Origin of the sequence: Pseudomonas sp. HB05 (assembly GCF_016756915.1) — a bacterium.
GTDB classification, from domain to species: Bacteria; Pseudomonadota; Gammaproteobacteria; order Pseudomonadales; family Pseudomonadaceae; genus Aquipseudomonas; species Aquipseudomonas alvandae.
On record NZ_JAESPG010000028.1, the window covers coordinates 53413 to 72775 of the forward strand.

Here is a 19363-nt window from a genome sequence, read left to right on the forward strand (position 1 = left end):
GGAGCGAACCTGCTCCGGGCGGCGATTCGACGAAGGCGGTGGGTCAGCCGGTGATGATGTCGGATGGGCTGGCCCCTTCGCGGGTAAACCCGCTCCCACAGGAATCGCAGAGGCTGTTGTGGCGAGGGAGCTTGCTCCCGCTGGACCGCGAAGCGGTCCCCAGGGCGACTCACGCGTCCATCACGGAAGACGTGCGGGTTGCCTTGCGATTGCTACGCAATCGAGCGGGAGCAAGCTCCCTCGCCACAGTGTTTTGCGCGCAGCGAACACCTATCAGTAGTAGGCGTTTTCTTTCTGCGTATGGTCGGTCACGTCGCGCACGCCCTTGAGTTCCGGAATACGCTCGAGCAAGGTGCGCTCGATGCCTTCCTTCAAAGTCACGTCGGCCTGGCCGCAGCCCTGGCAGCCGCCGCCGAACTGGAGCACGGCGATGCCATCTTCCACCACGTCGATCAACGATACCTGGCCGCCGTGGCTGGCCAGCCCCGGGTTGATCTCGGTTTGCAGGTAATAGTTGATGCGCTCGTTGACCGGGCTGTCGGCGTTGACCATCGGCACTTTCGCGTTCGGCGCCTTGATGGTCAGTTGGCCGCCCATGCGGTCAGTGGCATAGTCGACCACCGCATCGTCCAGGAAAGCTTCGCTGAACGAGTCGATGTACGCGGTGAAGCTCTTGAGCCCCAGCGCGGTGTCTTCGGGTTTTTCTTCCCCCGGCTTGCAGTAGGCGATGCAGGTTTCAGCATACTGGGTGCCGGGCTGGGTGATGAAGATGCGGATCCCGATACCCGGGGTGTTCTGCTTGGACAGCAGGTCGGCCAGGTAATCGTGGGCGGCATCGGTAATGGTAATGGCGGTCATGGAAACTCCTCGCAGGCTTGCCGGCAGTTTACGCCAATCATCGCGCCGGACAAAGTCCCAGTATTTTTGTCAGGAAAGCAGCCGACGGCGCAAGGGCACGCCGTCGGCTGCTTGTTCAGAGATTCTGGTAGCGATTCATGTCCAGCACGCCCGCTTCCACAGGGTCGGTTTCCTGGATGTATCGGCTCAAGTCGTGGAAATACTGCCAGAACTGCGGGTGACTCCGCCGAATCCCCCAGCGCTCGACAATCCGCTCGAACGCCGCCGCATCCGGCGCGCTTTCCATGGCATCGACGAACGCCGGCACCTGCCCGGCGGGTATGTTGAAGATAAAATTGGGATAGCTGCTGAGCACGCCCGGGTAGACCGTCAGCGTGTCCAGCCCCGGCTGGTAACGGCTTTCTTCGCCCAGCAGGAACGCCACGTTGCTGTGGGCACGGTTGCGCAGCAAGCTGTAGACCTCACGGAGACCGTCAGCGGTTTCGACGCGCAGCATCGTCGCTTCCGGTAATTGGTCGATCACCTTCAGGCCCGCCGCCGGGCGCGACACCAAGCGACTTAATGCCTGCTCGGCGTTTTGCAGCGTTGGATCGATGTTCGGCCGCGAACAGTAGGCGCCTTCGCAGCGGTTGATCGGATCGGGACGGGCATTCAGCTCACCGTAGCGAGCCAGTAACTGCTGGGCAAAGTCGCCTTTGGGATCTTTCTCGTCGAGCTTGAGCGCCGTCGGCTTGTCGTCGTCGATGGCCTCGTAATCGAGCCACATCTTGAATTTTCCGCCGGCCTGGTACCAGTCGTCGAGGTAACCCTCGCGGGAATCGGCTGGCATCAGGCGCAGGAAGTTCTGCTCCGCGCCGTTGCGGATCAGGTCGAAATACAACCGGGTCTGGGCCTGGTGGGAGACGTTGCCGAACACGTCGAAATTCACCGCGAGCTGGTAGTAGGTGCGCTCCAGCAGCGGAAAGTCGAACAACCACATGGTTTGCGGCACTTCGCCAATCAGGCCCTTGGTGACCGAAGCACTGTCGAAATGCCGGAAGATGCTCAACAGCGCATTGTCATTGCCCGCCCACAGCGTCGACCAGCTCGGCGCCGGCAGCTCGGCGTAACTGTCGCGGCGCAGGGCTTCGTATTCGTTGCGTTTGTCCCGGTAGTCGAGCCACAGGCTGACGACGCTGCCTACGTCATCGTTCTGCCCCGGCATCGCCAACAGCGGCGTGGCCTGGCCGCGATAGTTCGGATCGGTGATGTAGAGGTCATGCTCGGGCGCCTGGAACAGCGCCCAGAAGTTATCGCGGATTACGTCCGTGGCGATCTGACCACGGCACACGGGACCGCGAATAAAGGTACGCACGAAATACTCGGCGTTATCGAGCATGAACTGGTAACGGGCCTGGGCCGGGATCGCTTCGAACGTGGAAAACGGGTTGGCCCGGCGCTCCGGCCCATAACCCGGCAATGCGCTGACCTGCCAGTTGCCGCTGTAGAACAGGCTCTTGATCCGCGCCATTTTCGCCGCGCTCAAGCCGTAGGTGATGTGGGTCTTATGCACGATCACCCCTTGCACCGGCCATAGCCGGTAATAAATGCGGGTGCCGGGGTCGTCGTTGGGACGGCGGGTATTGATCAGGTCGATCGGCTGGCCAGTGGGCGTGCGCGAACGCACCCACTGGAAGAAATGTCCCGGCTCGCCGCCCTTGAAATAGATATGCGCCAGGAACCAGTGTTCGAACAGCCAGCGCCCCACCAGGCTTTCCCGTGCGCCGGGCGCGTTGAGCAGGTTTTCCCACTGCACCACTTGCAAGGCTTCGGCGGCGCTTGGCGCCAAGGCCTGCTGGTCGATGGGGGCACCCGCGGCCAGCCAGCGCTGGAGCGTCTGGTACTGCTGGTCGGTCAGGCCAGTGACCGCCAGGGGCATGCCTTCCTTGGGGTGAGTGGCCGCATATTCGTTGAATTGCTCCGGCATCGGGCAACTGTTGTCGCGACTCAAGCCCAGCACGATGTCTTCCGGCAATTTGGCGTTGGGCTGCAAGGGCGTGCGGTGTCCGAGCTCCAGCATGCGAGCCATCAATGCGGCCTGGCTGCCCTGGGCATCGATCACCGAATAAAAACCCTTGCGCTGCCAGGCTCGCTGGCCAGAGGCGTCATAGAACAAGCGGGTCGGGTCGGCGGCCTGGCGGCGCTCGCCGTCGTAGACCGGCACTTTGCTCGCGCCCCGAAGCGCGCCCTCGCCACTGCCAAGGTTCAACTGGCAGGCGGAGTCGTAGCAGGCATGGCAGGCCACGCACTTTTCCGTGAAGATCGGCTGGATGTCGCGGGTGTAGGAAATCGCGGGAGTGGGATTCCCGGCGGCTGCAGTAAAAGACAACAGCAGCAACAGACTGCCGAATAAGACGCGGTACGGCATGTCTCGGTCCCTAAGAGATAATCCGGCGATTCTACCGGGCCAGCATCGCCTTGCAAACATGAGCGACATTCATGCAAAAGCCCGCCATGATCAAATCCTGCACAGGTTTGCTATCATTCCAGCCTTCGTAATGGTCTTTATTTCCAGGTAGTCCTATGTCCGATCGCAGCGCTCGCCTCTATCTTCTCCAGCAAGCCCTCAAGGAACGCATCCTGATCCTCGACGGCGGCATGGGCACGATGATCCAGAGCTACAAGCTGGAAGAACAGGACTATCGCGGCAAACGCTTCGCCGACTGGCCGAGCGACGTCAAGGGCAACAACGACTTGCTCGTGCTGACTCGCCCCGACGTGATCGGTGCCATTGAGAAGGCCTACCTGGATGCCGGCGCCGACATCCTCGAAACCAACACTTTCAACGCCACCCAGGTGTCCCAGGCCGACTACGGCATGCAGGGCCTGGCCTACGAGCTGAACCTGGAAGGCGCGCGCCTGGCCCGCAAGGTGGCCGACGCCAAGACCCTGGAAACCCCGGACAAGCCGCGCTTCGTCGCCGGCGTGCTCGGCCCGACCAGCCGCACCTGCTCGCTGTCACCGGACGTGAACAACCCCGGCTACCGCAACGTGACCTTCGATGAGCTGGTGGAGAACTACACCGAGGCCACCAAGGGCCTGATCGAAGGCGGCGCCGACCTGATCCTGATCGAGACCATCTTCGACACACTCAACGCCAAGGCGGCGATCTTCGCCGTGCAAGGCGTCTATGAAGAACTGGGCGTCGAGCTGCCGATCATGATTTCCGGCACCATCACCGACGCCTCCGGCCGTACCCTTTCCGGCCAGACCACCGAAGCCTTCTGGAACTCGGTGGCCCACGCCAAGCCCATTTCCGTCGGTCTGAACTGCGCCCTCGGCGCCAGCGAACTGCGCCCGTACCTGGAGGAGCTGTCGAACAAGGCCAGCACCCACGTATCGGCCCACCCCAACGCAGGCCTGCCTAACGAATTCGGGGAATACGACGAACTGCCGGCCGAGACGGCCAAGGTCATCGAGGAGTTTGCCCAGAGCGGTTTCCTGAACATCGTCGGCGGCTGCTGCGGCACCACCCCGGCGCACATCGAAGCCATCGCCAAGGCCGTGGCCGGCTATGCGCCGCGGCAGATTCCGGACATTCCACGGGCGTGCCGCCTGTCAGGCCTGGAACCGTTCACCATCGATCGCAGTTCGCTGTTCGTCAACGTCGGTGAGCGGACCAACATCACCGGTTCCGCCAAGTTCGCCCGGCTGATCCGCGAGGACAACTACACCGAAGCCCTGGAAGTCGCCCTGCAACAAGTCGAGGCCGGCGCCCAGGTGATCGACATCAACATGGACGAGGGCATGCTCGATTCGAAGAAGGCCATGGTGACCTTCCTCAATCTGATCGCCGGCGAACCGGACATTTCCCGGGTGCCGATCATGATCGACTCCTCCAAGTGGGAAGTGATCGAGGCCGGCCTCAAGTGCATCCAGGGCAAGGGCATCGTCAACTCCATCAGCATGAAGGAAGGCGTCGAGCAGTTCATCCACCACGCCAAGCTGTGCAAGCGCTACGGCGCTGCGGTGGTGGTGATGGCCTTCGACGAAGCCGGCCAGGCCGACACCGAGGCGCGCAAGAAGGAGATCTGCAAGCGCTCCTACGACATCCTGGTCAACGAAGTCGGCTTCCCGCCGGAAGACATCATCTTCGACCCGAACATCTTCGCCGTCGCCACAGGTATTGAAGAGCACAACAACTATGCCGTGGATTTCATCAATGCCTGCGCCTACATCCGCGACGAACTGCCCTACGCGCTGACCTCGGGCGGGGTCTCCAACGTGTCCTTCTCGTTCCGCGGCAACAACCCGGTGCGCGAGGCGATCCACTCGGTGTTCCTGCTGTATGCAATCCGCGCGGGCCTGACCATGGGCATCGTCAACGCCGGCCAACTGGAGATCTACGACCAGATCCCGGTGGAACTGCGCGACGCGGTGGAAGACGTGATCCTCAACCGCACCCCCGAAGGCACCGACGCCCTGCTCGCCATCGCCGACAAGTACAAGGGCGACGGCAGCGTCAAGGAAGCGGAAACCGAAGAGTGGCGCGGCTGGGAAGTGAACAAACGCCTGGAGCATGCGCTGGTCAAGGGCATCACCACCCATATCGTCGAAGACACCGAGGAATCGCGGTTGTCGTTCGCCCGTCCGATCGAGGTCATCGAAGGCCCGCTGATGGCCGGCATGAACATCGTTGGCGACCTGTTTGGCGCCGGCAAGATGTTCCTGCCCCAAGTGGTCAAGTCCGCCCGCGTGATGAAGCAAGCGGTGGCCCACCTGATCCCGTTCATCGAGGCGGAAAAAGGCGACAAGCCGGAAGCCAAGGGCAAGATCCTCATGGCCACGGTCAAGGGCGACGTGCATGACATCGGCAAGAACATCGTCGGCGTTGTGTTGGGGTGCAACGGCTATGACATCGTCGACCTGGGCGTGATGGTGCCGGCGGAGAAAATCCTCCAGGTAGCCAAGGAACAGAAATGCGACATCATCGGCCTGTCTGGCCTGATCACCCCGTCCCTGGACGAGATGGTGCACGTGGCGCGGGAGATGCAGCGCCAGGACTTCCACCTGCCGTTGATGATCGGCGGTGCTACGACCTCCAAGGCCCATACGGCGGTGAAGATCGAGCCCAAGTACAGCAACGACGCGGTGATCTACGTCACCGACGCCTCCCGCGCCGTGGGCGTGGCGACCCAGTTGCTGTCCAAGGAGCTGAAGCCGGCGTTCGTCGAGAAAACCCGCCAGGACTACATCGAGGTGCGCGAGCGCACTTCGAACCGCAGCGCCCGCACCGAACGCCTGAGCTACCCGGCGGCCGTGGCGAAGAAGCCGCAGTTCGACTGGAGCAGCTACCAGCCGGTCAAGCCGACCTTCACTGGCGCACGGGTGCTGGACGACATCGACTTGAATGTCCTGGCCGAATACATCGACTGGACGCCGTTCTTCATTTCCTGGGACCTGGCCGGCAAATACCCGCGCATCCTCACCGACGAAGTGGTCGGCGAAGCGGCCACGGCGTTGTACGCCGACGCCCGGGCGATGCTGCGCAAGCTGATCGACGAGAAACTCATCAGCGCCCGCGCCGTGTTCGGCTTCTGGCCGGCCAACCAGGTGCATGACGACGACCTGGAAGTCTATGGCGACGACGGCAAGCCACTGGCACGCCTGCATCACCTGCGCCAGCAGATCATCAAGACCGACGGCAAGCCGAACTTCTCCCTGGCCGACTTCGTCGCGCCGAAGGACAGTGGCATCACCGATTACGTCGGCGGCTTCATCACCACCGCCGGCATCGGCGCCGAAGAAGTCGCCAAGGCGTATCAAGAAGCCGGCGACGACTACAACTCGATCATGGTCAAGGCCCTGGCCGACCGCTTGGCCGAAGCCTGTGCCGAATGGCTGCACCAGCAGGTGCGCAAGGAACATTGGGGTTACGCCAAGGACGAACACCTGGACAACGAGGCGCTGATCAAGGAGCAGTACACCGGCATCCGCCCTGCTCCCGGCTACCCGGCCTGCCCGGATCACACCGAGAAAGCCACCTTGTTCCGCCTGCTTGATCCCGAGGCCAGTGAAATGAAAGCCGGGCGCAGCGGCGTGTTCCTTACCGAGCACTACGCCATGTTCCCGGCAGCGGCGGTCAGCGGCTGGTACTTCGCCCATCCCCAGGCGCAGTATTTTGCCGTGGGCAAGATCGACAAGGATCAGGTGCAGAGCTATACCGCACGCAAAGGGCAGGATCTCAGCGTGACGGAGCGTTGGTTGGCGCCGAACCTGGGTTACGACAACTGAGCGAAAAGAACGCGAACCGACCTGTCGACGAAGCGGGCATCGACAGGTCGGCATACGCAGTCCGCAGCGATGGATCAGTTACGGCGTGACGGCCCTGGTTGAGGCGACTGATTACCGGATGGCTCCGTTCTTCCAGCGGCGACGTTCTGCAAGTCACTGACCTCTGTTCGCGTCAGCTCCACCAGTTTCTGAGTGCGCAAGGCATCAATCGCTCTGCCCTGCGCAGTGAGTTGCAGGTTGTATTGCTCCGTATCGACCGTGCCCTCGGCCCTGCGGTCCTCCAATTCATCCAAAAGCTCATGGCGCCTATTGGCGACCGCATCGGTGATATCACTCATGAGTTCTGGATGCCGCTCCTGTAGGTAGGTCGTCCAGTAGTCACGCGTTGTCATGTTCACCAATAGCGCATCGCTGCGCTCTGCCTCGAGAATCGAGTGACGCGTGCGTGCCGCCAGTTCTCCCGTGATCGGTGCGCCGAAAGCCATATGCGTAGGCTGCCCAGGCAAATCGATGCCATCGCCCCACCCGCTCGTCAGGCCAATGCGGTATCGCAGGCGCATTTCCGCCCGATCCCTGCCTTGACCTGCCGCTTCGGCCAACGTCTCGACCCGCTCCAGCCGGAACAACTGCCGCGACAAGCGCAGCAACGCCTGGCCCTTGAGCATCGGACGATCCAGCGGAATGTCGCGCAAAGCCTGAAAGACAAACACACGCACTTCCAGCTCGCTGAACGTCAGGATGCGACCATCGATGCACGTACCGTGGGTTTCGGCTTCACGAAACAACAACTGCCGCAACTCGCTGTTTTCGCTGGCTGCCTCCATGACGTTCCATACCCGTCGCGTCAGTTCTGCTCGGTTGAATTTGAAATCGAACGTGTCTGACAACAGCGCAAGCAGTTGGAAGAAACGTTCATGGTCGTTTTCTTCGGCCAACTGCGTCCAGATCCTTTTCCGGGTCGTGACCTGTTCACTGTCCGCCCCCACCAGCCAGGGTGCGAGGGCCTCGACCGATGCGTCGCCCGAAGGATTGAAGAGCGGCTCGACCGGAGCGACAGCGGCGTGGCTATCGTTACGGATATTACCGCCCGCGCCGCCATCGGAGTCGTCATCAACATCGGAAGTGTCGCCTTGCGGCGACTCTGACATGTCGATAAAGCTATCAATATCGCTTCGAGAAAAGCCCATCACTTCTTCAATGTCACCCGACTCGAGGTAATCCCTGAGTTCATAGAACGTGTCGAGTGACAGCTCTTCGTTTTCGGTTAGGTCCATTCCGTCCACGAGTCTCTCGTGGTTGCCATCCAGCAACCCGGCCGGAAGATCCGTAAGCTCGTTGCCGCTCAGGTTCAGGGCCCCTAGTTCTTGCGCATCCAACAAATGGCTGGGCCAGTTCTCTATCTCGTTATTGCTGAGATCCAGCACTTGGATCTGGCCAAAATCGGGAGGATCGAACGTTACCAGTCTATTGAGGGAAAGGTTGAGCGAACGCAGGCGACCGTTGGTCAATAGCGGGTAAGCCGCTGCCGGCGGCAAGTTGTTATCGCCGAAATCCAGGTGCTCCAGGTGCGCCATTTCCAAGGCAGCCTCCGGAACGGCGGTCAATCCATTGCCGCCCAGGTCCAACCGCCCCAAATTGGGAAAAGCCGCCAAGAAACCGTTGGAACCTTGTTCAGTCAACAGGACGCCCGGAAGCTCCAGCGTTGTCACGCCAGGAAACGGCACCGTCAGCTCAGGCAAGTCACCCAACTGCAGACCATGCAGACTGAGCGTTTGCCCTGTTCCATCGTGGCGTATCAGTCTTTCTTGCCAAACCTTACGAATGCTGTTCGCCGCGAGCGCGCGGCTTTGCGCGGACACGGTGCCCCTGGTGACTTGTGCGTCTCGGATAAAGAGCCAATCATTCAGTCGACGAGTCAGCGAGACACACCCCTGATGCCACTGGTTGAGCTGGTCGTCGATTTGCGTCTCGGTCATCCCGTTTTCCCGCCATTGCCCGAGCTTCCGGGCTGCCTGTTCCTGCGTCAAGAACGGATCCAGCCGCTGCAGGCGAAGCGTGCGTCCGGCATCCCCCTCGACGATTGCCGATTCCTCGGGAAGCCTTAATAGAAGGCGTGTCGTCGACCAGGCTGTTTCCGTCGGCGGGAACTGATCCGGTACAGGTTCTTTGGCAAATCGAGCCAATGCCCCGTGGAGGAGTCCTCTTGCATCTTCGACTCGCTGATAGGCCGCGCTCAAGGCTGCCTCGCCTTCGGGGCTGAAGGGGTTATCGGCCCAATTGGTTTTCAGGATGAGGTCATCATTGGACAGTACGGATGGCGGAAGCGATCGCAGCCGGTTTTCCCGCAGGTCGAGCCAGGACAGTTGCTGCAGGCTTTCGGCGCCGGCTGGCCAAGCCCGCAATTGGGTGGCTTTGAGGTTCAGGGCCCGAAGCTGGGTCAAGGCAGTAACATCCAGGGTCTCGAGCGGGTTATGGGCCAGATTCAGTTGTTCAAGCCGCGTCAAGCCGTTGAATTGCGCCTGGACAATGGGATTGACGATGAGCTTGTTATTGCGCAGGTCGAGTTGCGTCAACGCTGGCAAATGTTCGGCGGCGAAAGGCAATTCGGCGAAACCGCTGTTGCCGATCTCCAGCGTTTGCGTACCACTGAATGCCCTGAAAAAGCTGCGCGCTTGCTCGGTTGAAACCTCCAACGATCCCAGGCGCAACGTATGCACATGGGAAAAACTGCCGGCTGGCAACGCCGGGAGCGATGTCATTTTTTTACCTGGAAGACTTGATCCGGAGGGGAGCAGTTGGAAGGTGGAGACCTCAGCCGTCGGCAAACCAAGGCGCTGGCGAACAGCGCCGCGCCAGCTGTCTCGCAACGCGCGAAGCAAGGACCCTGCCTTCACTCCTGAGGGCGCAAGCGTGGAATAAGGCAACTGTTCCAGTGCCTCCGGCTCGAAAAACTGCGCAAAGATGCCATCGTGCTCCGCCCTGATGGCTTCTAACGCGGTAAATCGCTCCTGCGGGGTGTATGAAGCACTGTCGAATCGCGCGGGCAGGCGCCCGACAAGATCGGGCTCCCCGACAATCATGCGCAATTGTCCGCGGCAGTACCCATCCACCATCTCGCTCAAGTCAACCAAATGGCCGAGCTCACCTGAGTAGCCGCTGACGTATCGGTAGGCACGCCCGAACGCCTCAGGCGCCAGCGCCGACCAATTCAGCGACAACCCGGCCCACAGCTTTTCGTGCCCTTGGAATATCGCGTCAGGCAGTGTACGTATCGATGTGCGCGCCAGGTCCAGGCGTTCGAGGTTCGGAAGACGCTGCACGTATTCCGGCCATCGCGACAGAACCTGCGGCGCGTCGATTTTCAACGTACGCAAACGGTCCAACGGGGTAAGGTCAAGATCATGCAACACGACCCGATCGAAACCCGAATATTCGATGTGCAAAGCCTCCAGTGAAGTCAGCGCAGTGAGCCTTGACGCAAAACTCCTGTCCAGGGCGAAAGCTGCGGTGGAGAAACGCAGGTCGGTAAGTCCCGGCATTTGACTCACCGCGTGCGGCAAGGTGGTCAACGGTTGTTGTCCAAGGAACAGATCGATGAAGCCGGCCTCTCTGACACCGATCGACAACTTCGTGAGCCCGGGAAAAAGCGTCAGGAAGGGGTCCGCATTGATGTCCGTCAGCCCGCCGCCAACCACCGACAGTTCACGCACATGGCCAAAGTTGGCGGTTATCGAGGGCAGCGGCACCTGACAGGAAAGCAACAGCCGCGTGCCTTCGGGGGACTCTTCCGCTAACGGACGATGGCGCCAGCTATCCCTGAGCGCTTGGGCAAACCTGAATTTGTGAGCATCGGTCGGGCTGCCCGGTGTCTCGTCCAGCCATTGTTGAAGCGTGCCATCGAGCGACTCCCATTCACGCTGGCGCGTTTGCAACTCCGAATAGACTTGCCGCTCTGACTTGCCCGTTGCTGCCTGATGAACGCCTCGGCTTGCTGCTCGCTGGGATAAAGCGCCTCCACCCGCGCCTGAATGGAAGGATGCATCCCCTTGCCTCGACCGCTCGCGTAATACCCCTTGAGCGTCGCGCTCACTCGAACGGGTGGCTTGAAACGTCTGGCGCGGGGCTCAAGCAGCTGTGGCATATCCTTGCGATGCAGGTCTGCGTAATCGATGATCCTGCGTTGCAACTGGGCGTCTTGATTCTTCGCCAGCCCCAGCCCTGAAAGCACATCATCAGGCAACGCGTACAGGATCGAACGGTAGAAATCGTCGCCCTGCCGGGGCACGCTATCGACGACTTTCCCACGCTCATCGAGCGCTTGATAGTGAGGTCCGTTTTTGACCAAGGTTGTTTTCCGCGGCGCATGCTTGTCGCCGATACTGTCAAGCAATGCTCCGGCGCCGCTTCCCTCGCGCACTTCCAGACGCAGCGTATCCGGCCATGCCGACAATCTTTCCAGGGCATGCAATGCCAGGCGTCGGCTGTCGGCCGATGCCACACTCTCGCTGCGCAACCCCGCATATGCCCGAACCTGGCGTCCTTGTCGGGCATACCAGCGCGCCTCTTCGAGCATGTTCAACGGCGCGCGGCGCCTTGCGTCAAAGCGGGCGAGATCGGCAGCGCTTCCGTGGGCGATGACCTCTTGGGCGGCAGCCTCGCTAAGGCCAGGGCACTCACGCTGCAAAATCCTGATACGACCGTCCGCAGGTTCCTCGCCCTTATAGATCCTTTCGAAAACCTGCTGCCGGGTCAGCTCTCTCAAACTTGCTGTGCCTTGCATCCGGTCAATCACCTGGGCGGCCTCGGCGTCCGCCTTGAACAGGCGCATCGCATCCCTCAGCTCAGGAGGCGGCATCGAGTTGTCCATGTGCATTTTACGCAGCGTGTTGTCGCTGACGCCGCTGACGTCGGCGAGCCTGAGCAGCACGTCATCCGAAAACGCTGCGGTCTCATGGCCGATGCGCCTGAGCAGCGTCAAGCGATTCCAGGTCATTGGCCGCTCCAGCGAATGCCGCCAGGCTCCGGTGCCGTTATGCAGGAGGATGGGTTGATACACTGAATTGTCTGTCGGATGCTTGATACGCCATTTGTGTATCGACGCATCGAAAAGCTGCTCGTAAACCTTTCCGCCCAGGCGGATGCAGGTCGTCCCACCGACTTCGTATTGCCCCAATGCGTTCGGAGTGCTCGTATCGGGGAGCGTTACACTGCTTTCATAACGGCTCAGGTCCGGCTTCCACAGGCGGGTTTCGCCACTGGGCAACGTCACAGGCTCAAGGTGCTCGATCACCGGTTCAGGCTTGATGGCGGCCAGCTTGCCGACCCCGGCACCCACACCCGCCATCACGCCCATCAACGCCAGGTTTTCTGCGACGTCTATCAAATGGGCCTTGGCTGCCCGTTTGTCACCCTCACCCCACTCGATCGCACCTTCAAGGGTTTCGTACAACAGCTGTCCCGCCATGACCACCATCATGACCTCGCCCAATACCGGAACGAACATGGACAACATATTTACGGCCGAGAGCCCTATTTGCAGTAGGTTGGCGAGTTTCTCTTGCCTCGTCTTGGCGTCGACATCCTCCGTGGGGACCGCATGACTGCGCGCATCGGCCAGCACTTTTTCACGGTGTCGCTCATAGAGGTACTGCCACGGATCCAGATTATCGGCCCACAACGTCCGGCCTTGCTGCGGTGTCGTCGAAGGGGCGACGTAGGGATCCGGTTCGCGCTTTGCCTTTGAACGATCGGGAGGGATTGCCGGGAGGCGGATCATCAACGAAGGGGGTATGAAGGGTTCGAAAATGCCCATCCATGGCGCAGGCAACTGGACGCTTGGAAAACCGCCCGCTTCCTGGACAAATTGGCTGAAGTAATAAGGTTGTTTGCCGTAGGGCACGAATCGACTGAAAAAGCGCTGATACGGTGTAGGCGCAATGTTTTGCGATTGCCCGGTATCCGGCGTGGTGAGCAATTGCTTGAAGCGCGCTTTCAGTTGGTTGACGTCGTAACGCTTCAGCGGATGCTCAGGGTCATGGGGCACGTAGAGGATCACTTCATTGCTGTAGCGATGCATTTCACAAATCGTGAACGCGACACAGCCCACCAGTCTGAACCCCATCAGGGTCATGTCTTCGAACCAGACTGGCTTCCCACCTATCCGGGGGGCATATTCGCCGTTGATGACCGACAGAACCATCGCGTGATCCCTCGGCTCTATATCCTTTGCCAACAGCGCTTGCTCGGCTGCGGCCCTTAACGCAGCTTTCTGACTGGCAATGAAGTGCTGGCGAAACGTCGTTTCGGTCGTCGCGTCAGCCGGGTAGAAAAAAGACTTGAGGTAGGCTTGGTATTTCGCACCGATATCCAGGGTGCGGCACAGCGTGAGGAATTGACTCACCGACACATTCAACACCACGGGCGCGTAAGTGCCAGGCGTATGCGTCTCTGCAACAAATCTTGACGTTGCATGATAGGCGTCATGCTCGCATTCCCAGCTTTCGAAGTTGTGCAGCGCAACTTGCAGCAGGGGCAACCTGAACACTGTGAACGAAGAAATTTCCACCTTGATCACGGATATTTCCAACGGTCGTATCAGGTGCAGCAACGTCTTGTCGACGTCCACTTCTATCTTGAACCGATCCTTTAGTGCCTGGATCAACAGCGGCCTGGCAAATGTATCAATGTCCAGGAATGCCGACAGGGTTTTGTCCAATCGATTCTGCGCTGCGACACTTTGCGTGAAACAGGCATCCACGACCTTGCGCTGCTCTGGCGAAGCGTTCGCATACCAGGCCGGCATTTGCGTTCCGGCTTGCTTTATCGCCTGCCTGCGTTGCGTCGTAGCCTCGATGAGCCATGCAGGCATGGCCGCTTCCAGAAAGTCTGCATGCAGACTTTCCGTGGCCTGCGGTTTTGATCGTGTTGTTTCCGGGTTCTGCGTGGGATTGGGTGGCATACATCGCTCCTTTGAATGAAGCGACAGCAGACCAGCTTGGCGAACCCCATCAGCGGTACATAGTTATAGGTCGATGGAAATTGTGTAACGAATGACCAGAGCGATCGAATTCATCCACAAGGCGCGGTTTGACTATGCTTGGAGAGATCCGACTTTCATCGAGGGTTTTATGGACGATCCAATCGACAACAAACCGCCAACCCTGCTGCAGATGATGCACAGCGTGCTGGCTGCGGCCTTCGGCGTGCAGAGCGGCAAGAACCGCGCCCGGGATTTCACCCACGGCAAGCCGAGCCACTTCGTGATATTGGGGATCGTGTTCACGGTGATCTTCGCCTTGACGCTGTTTGGCATCGTCAAGCTGGTGGTGCATCTGGCGGGGCTATAACGCCCTTCAGAACAACACATGCCCCTGTGGGAGCGGGCTTGCTCGCGAAAGCGGTGGTTCAGTCACTGTCTATGTTGACTGACACACCGCTTTCGCGAGCAAGCCCGCTCCCACAGTTGCTGCTCATGTGTCTGATGGAAAATTATTGATGACTGACCCAGAACACCGCCGTGCCCACCACCAGGATAATCAAGAACAAAATGGCCCAGGCATCAACGGTACTGTCGCTTTTCCTTGCTTTGGTCGGATTGCTCATTGCATCGCCTCTTGTCGGTTTTGTAGGTGATTGCATAAGGACTCGACCACAGTTAAGACGATGATTGCCCGCACGACAAATGTGGGTTAGGCAATAATCAATCTCATTAGTCGATTTGGTTCTTTACATATACTCAAACATCACTTTTGCGCATAACTCAAAACAGGTATCTTGCACCGGCTCCCCTAGGAGTGCGCGGCCGTGCGCGCAGAATTGCCGAGGCAGAACCCGATTTCAGCGAGCCAACCTGCAGCTGTTTCTGATCGGCCCAAGCCTGAGAACGAGACTTATATGTACGTATATGACGAGTACGATCAGCGGATCATCGAGGACCGCGTCAAGCAGTTCCGTGATCAGACCCGACGCTATCTGGCAGGCGAGCTGAGCGAAGAAGAATTCCGCCCTCTGCGCTTGCAGAATGGCCTGTATATCCAACGCTTCGCGCCGATGCTGCGCGTGGCGGTGCCCTATGGCCAGCTGACCTCGCGCCAGGTGCGCAAGCTGGCCCAGATTGCCCGCGACTATGACAAGGGCTACGCCCACATCAGTACCCGGCAGAACGTCCAGTACAACTGGCCGGCCCTGGAAGATGTGCCTGAGATCCTGGCCGAATTGGCCACCGTGCAGATGCACGCGATCCAGACCAGCGGCAACTGCCTGCGCAACGTCACCACCGACCAGTTCGCCGGCGTCGCGGCCGATGAGTTGATCGACCCACGTCCGTGGTGCGAAATCGTTCGCCAGTGGACCACGTTCCACCCGGAATTCGCCTACCTGCCACGCAAGTTCAAGATCGCCATCAACGGCTCGAGTTCGGACCGCGCGGCCATCGAAGTCCATGACATCGGCCTGGAAGCGGTCTACAACGCCGCCGGCGAGCTGGGCTTCCGTGTGCTGGTGGGTGGCGGCCTGGGACGTACCCCTGTGGTCGGCGCGTTCATCAACGAGTTCTTGCCGTGGCAAGACCTGCTGAGCTACCTCGACGCCATCCTGCGGGTGTACAACCGCTATGGCCGTCGCGACAACAAATACAAGGCGCGGATCAAGATCCTGGTCAAGGCGCTCACGCCTGAAGTGTTCGCCGAGAAGGTCGAGGCCGAAATGGTCCACCTGCGCGGCGGCCAGACCACCCTGACCGAAGCCGAAGTGCATCGCGTCGCCAAGCACTTCGTCGACCCAGCCTATAAAGCCTTGGACAACCAGGACGCCGAACTGGCTGCCCTCGACAAGGAACACCCGGGTTTCGCCCGCTGGCGCACCCGCAACACCCTGGCCCACAAGAAGCCCGGCTATGTCGCGGTGACCCTGTCGCTGAAACCGACCGGCGTTGCGCCCGGCGACATCACCGACAAGCAACTGGACGCCGTCGCCGACCTGGCCGAGCGCTACAGCTTCGGCCAACTGCGCACGTCCCACGAGCAGAACATCATCCTGGCGGACGTTGAACAGAGCCAGTTGTTCACCCTGTGGGGCGAGTTGCGCGAACAAGGTTTCGCCACCCCGAACATCGGCCTGCTGACCGACATGATCTGCTGCCCGGGCGGTGATTTCTGCTCGCTGGCGAACGCCAAGTCGATCCCGATCGCCGAATCGATCCAGCGCCGCTTCGACGACTTGGACTACCTGTTCGACATCGGCGAGCTGGACCTGAACATTTCCGGCTGCATGAACGCCTGTGGTCACCACCACGTTGGCCACATCGGCATCCTGGGCGTGGACAAGAAAGGCGAAGAGTTCTACCAGGTCTCCCTCGGCGGCAGCGGCAGCCGCGACGCCAGCCTGGGCAAGATCCTCGGCCCGTCGTTTGCCCAGGATGACATGCCGGATGTGATCGAGAAACTGATCGACGTGTACATCGAACAACGTACCGAAGACGAACGTTTCATCGACACTTATCAACGTATCGGCATCGACCTCTTCAAGGAACGCGTCTATGCAGCGAATCATTAAGAACAACGAAGTCATCGACGAAACCTGGCACCTGTTGCCCAAGGACGCGACGCTCGATGGCATTTCCAACTGCGACGACCTGATCGTGCCCCTGGCCCTGTGGCGCGATCACGCCCACGCCCTCAAGGCCCGCGACGGCGGCCTGGGTGTGTGGCTGGACGCCGACGAGGAAGCGGAAGAAATCGGTGACGACGCCAACCAGTTGCAGGTCATCGCCCTGAACTTCCCGGCCTTCACCGATGGGCGCAGCTACTCCAACGCTCGCCTGTTGCGTGAGCGCTATGGCTTCAAGGGTGAACTGCGTGCCATTGGCGACGTGCTGCGCGACCAACTGTTCTACATGCGCCGTTGCGGCTTCGACGCCTTTGCCCTGCGTGCCGACAAAGACCCGTATGAAGCCCTTGAAAGCCTCAAGGATTTCTCGGTGACTTATCAGGCCGCCACTGACGAGCCGCTGCCGCTGTTTCGTCGTCGCTGAAACCTGATGCATGAAAAAGCCCTGGACCGGGTGACCGGTCCAGGGCTTTTTTTGTCTCGTTCAACCTCAGATCCACTGTGGGAGCGAGCTTGCTCGCGATGGCGTCGGTACATTCGACATCGATACAAGCTGAGCCATCGCAATCGCGAGCAAGCTCGCTCCCACAGGGGATGGCAGTGAACCTGGAGCCATCAGTCCACAAGGTGGGCCCTCGAATTACCAAAACCGCTGCTGGGTCAACCGACTCCACCAGCTGAGCAACACCCGATCCACCGAACCGCTGGCCGCCATGCCGATGCGCTCTTGCAGGCTTTTGCGTTCGGCGTAGTGCAGGTGATAGAGCTCGGCGCCCTTGGCCCGTTCGGCCAGGTATTCATCGCTGGTCTTGAGCTCGTCCACCAGGCGTTTTTCCAGCGCGGCGACACCGAGCCAGACCTCACCGGTGGCCACTTCGTCGATCGCCAGTTGCGGGCGGTAGTTGGACACGAAGTTCTTGAACAGCGCATGGGTAATGTCCAGGTCTTCCTGGAACTTCTCCCGGCCCTTCTCGGTGTTCTCGCCAAACACCGTCAGCGTTCGCTTGTACTCACCGGCCGTCAGGACTTCGAAATCGATGTCGTGCTTCTTCAGCAAGCGATTGACGTTGGGCAACTGGGCCACGACGCCGATGGAACCCAGGACGGCGAACGGAGCGCTGATGATTTTCTCGCCGATGCACGCCATCATGTAGCCGCCGCTGGCCGCCACCTTGTCGATGCACACCGTCAACGGCACGCCGGCCTGGCGGATCCGCGCCAGTTGCGACGAGGCCAGGCCGTAGCTGTGGACCATGCCGCCACCGCTTTCCAGGCGCAGGACCACTTCGTCCTTCGGGGTCGCCAGGGTCAGCAGCGCAGTGATTTCATGGCGCAGGCTTTCGGTGGCGGAGGCCTTGATGTCACCGTCGAAATCCAGCACGAACACCCGGGGCTTGGCCGCCGGCTTGTCTTTCTGTTTCTTCCCGGCTTTTTCAGCCTTGCCTTCGCGCTTGCGCAGGGCCTTGAGCTGGTCCTTGTCCAGCAATGTCTGCTCCAGGCGCTCGCGCAACCCTTTATAGAAATCGTTGAGCTTGCTGACCTGCAACTGCCCGGCCGACCTGCGCCGCCCCTTGCTGCGCAGCGCAGCAAAACTGGCCATGACCACCAGAATGGCGATCACCAGCGTCACCGTCTTGGCCAGGAAACCGGCGTACTCGACAAAAAACTCCACAGCGACTCCTTAAATGCAATGCGCCACTGAACGCAGGCGCGTAACGCTGCCAGCATACCCATGCGCTTGCCCCGCTGCCAGCCATGAAACCCGCCGTTACCGTAACGCGGCTGAGACAGGACGGGCTGTAACGGTCATTTCAAACAAGCGTATGTTTTTTCATTGACAGGCCAACGCCATCCTCATAACCTCGCCAAACCTTCAACGTACCGGGATGACGCGGACGTGGGCAGCATTTATCTGATTCGACATGGCCAAGCCTCCTTCGGTGCGGACGACTACGATGTCCTTTCGCCCAATGGCATACGCCAGGCGCAAGTGCTCGGCAGCCACCTGGCGGAGCTGGGTGTCGTGTTCGATCGCTGCCTCTCGGGTGACCTGCGTCGCCAGCAGGACACCGCCACCGGCGCGCTGAGCCAGATGGCTGGCGCCGGCCTGCCGGTTCCCGAGCTTGAAATCGACGCTGCCTTCAACGAATTCGATGCTGACGCGGTGATCCGCGCCTTGCTGCCGGACATGCTGCCCCAGGAGCCCGAAGCCCTCGACATCTTGCGCAACGCTGCGCAGAACCGCGCCGAATTCCAACGCATCTTTGCGCTAATCGTCGAGCGCTGGCTCAGTGGCCGCTATGATCCGCCCGGGCTGGAAAGCTGGCTGGGCTTCGTTGAGCGGGTCCAGGCCGGCCTGCACCGGATCCTCGACAACGCCGACAAGTCCCACAAGATCGCCGTATTCACCTCCGGCGGAACCATCACCGCCCTGCTCCACCTGATTACCCAGATGCCCGCCAAACAGGCCTTCGAACTGAACTGGCAAATCGTCAACACCTCGCTCAACCACCTGAAATTCAGGGGCCGCGAGGTGGCCCTGGCTTCCTTCAACAGCCATGCCCACCTGCAACTGCTGAAGGCCCCGGACCTCATCACCTTTCGCTGAGTCCGGATTACTGTAGAC

At 60.4% G+C, this 19363-nt stretch carries 10 protein-coding genes; 5 read left to right on the forward strand and 5 right to left on the reverse strand.

Translation table 11 applies throughout. The annotated features are described in order from the left end of the window. Positions 1-273: 273 nt before the first annotated feature. Together nfuA and JMN22_RS21875 are read right to left on the reverse strand one after the other, a co-directional pair. Positions 274-858 carry a Fe-S biogenesis protein NfuA gene (nfuA, locus tag JMN22_RS21870; RefSeq protein WP_003182850.1) on the reverse strand — a complete coding sequence of 195 codons (585 nt, stop codon included), beginning with the start codon at positions 856-858 and terminating at the stop codon, positions 274-276. 115 nt (positions 859-973) lie between these two features. After that, the gene (locus JMN22_RS21875) at positions 974-3265 is read right to left on the reverse strand and encodes a fatty acid cis/trans isomerase (RefSeq protein ID WP_030137970.1); all 2292 of its coding nucleotides are present in this window, start codon (positions 3263-3265) and stop codon (positions 974-976) included. A 155-nt stretch (positions 3266-3420) separates the two neighbouring features. On the opposite strand from JMN22_RS21875, the gene metH reads away from it, so the two are divergent. Then, positions 3421-7131, forward strand: coding sequence for a methionine synthase (gene metH / locus JMN22_RS21880; RefSeq protein ID WP_198798002.1), 3711 nt, complete (start codon positions 3421-3423; stop codon positions 7129-7131). Positions 7132-7205: 74 nt separating this feature from the next. Here the strand turns inward: metH and JMN22_RS26740 are convergent, their stop codons facing one another. Beyond that, entirely contained in the window at positions 7206-10670 is a 3465-nt protein-coding gene (locus tag JMN22_RS26740; RefSeq protein ID WP_337248701.1) for an NEL-type E3 ubiquitin ligase domain-containing protein, read from the reverse strand. A gap of 251 nt (positions 10671-10921) precedes the next feature. Then, entirely contained in the window at positions 10922-14089 is a 3168-nt protein-coding gene (locus tag JMN22_RS26600; RefSeq protein WP_236010400.1) for a dermonecrotic toxin domain-containing protein, read from the reverse strand. A 169-nt stretch (positions 14090-14258) separates the two neighbouring features. Between JMN22_RS26600 and JMN22_RS21890 the strand changes: the two genes are divergently transcribed. The 3 genes from JMN22_RS21890 (at position 14259) to JMN22_RS21900 (ending at position 17161) form a co-directional block, all read left to right on the forward strand. After that, entirely contained in the window at positions 14259-14477 is a 219-nt protein-coding gene (locus JMN22_RS21890) for a DUF2970 domain-containing protein (protein WP_030137968.1), read from the forward strand. Between the two features lie 547 nt (positions 14478-15024). After that, positions 15025-16683 (forward strand): nitrite/sulfite reductase, encoded by a 1659-nt coding sequence (locus JMN22_RS21895; protein ID WP_198798130.1) that lies wholly within the window; start codon positions 15025-15027, stop codon positions 16681-16683. Further along, positions 16667-17161 (forward strand): DUF934 domain-containing protein, encoded by a 495-nt coding sequence (locus JMN22_RS21900; protein WP_030137966.1) that lies wholly within the window; start codon positions 16667-16669, stop codon positions 17159-17161. Before JMN22_RS21895 ends, JMN22_RS21900 begins: the two co-directional genes overlap by 17 nt. Positions 17162-17377: 216 nt before the next feature. Here JMN22_RS21900 and sohB read toward each other — a convergent pair whose 3' ends face one another. Then, positions 17378-18409, reverse strand: a complete 1032-nt coding sequence (sohB, locus tag JMN22_RS21905) for a protease SohB (protein WP_030137965.1) — start codon at positions 18407-18409, stop codon at positions 17378-17380. 225 nt (positions 18410-18634) lie between these two features. Between sohB and JMN22_RS21910 the strand changes: the two genes are divergently transcribed. After that, a complete protein-coding gene (locus JMN22_RS21910) occupies positions 18635-19345 on the forward strand; it encodes a histidine phosphatase family protein (RefSeq protein WP_030137964.1) in 711 nt (236 codons plus the stop codon). Positions 19346-19363 lie beyond the last annotated feature (18 nt).